1 protein-coding gene is annotated in these 438 nt (G+C 58.0%); it reads right to left on the reverse strand.

Going from position 1 to position 438, the window contains the following annotated elements:
- Positions 1 to 354: 354 nt before the first annotated feature.
- Positions 355 to 432, reverse strand: coding sequence for a DNA -binding domain-containing protein (locus AC0L2Z_RS35485; RefSeq protein WP_473630654.1), 78 nt, complete (start codon positions 430 to 432; stop codon positions 355 to 357).
- Between the last annotated feature and the right edge of the window lie 6 nt (positions 433 to 438).

Consider the following 438-nt stretch of genomic DNA (forward strand, 5'->3'; position numbering starts at 1 on the left):
ATGCCCGGCAGGAGACTGAGCTCGCTGCCGGGCCGGGTACGCCTTGGGAGGTGGCGTAATTCAGCGACTCTCGTGGAAGTGGGAACCACTCAGTCCGCGTGTTTTGCTGAATAGCATGCATGTACCATGCCAGGTCAAAAAGCGCTTAAAAACACCCGAGAGTCAGGTTCCTGTACCTTGCGTACTCGACATTGTCGGCTATCGGACAATACGAACGTGCCTCTTGGCATCGACGATGCCTCAACCAGAGCGCTCTCGAAGGCCGTTCGCTGCCATGTCGAGCGGCCAATCGGTGGTGACGGGTTTTAGCTCCGAACTGTTCGCAGGCTGACGCACAGGGCGGACTGTCACTTTTTAAAGAAGGAAATCTCTGTACCCTCCATTCATGAGGGCGCGGCCACGCGAGACGGCGCGGCGAATGCGGTCGCGCAGATGATC

It is taken from the genome of Mesorhizobium sp. WSM4850, from assembly GCF_055811735.1.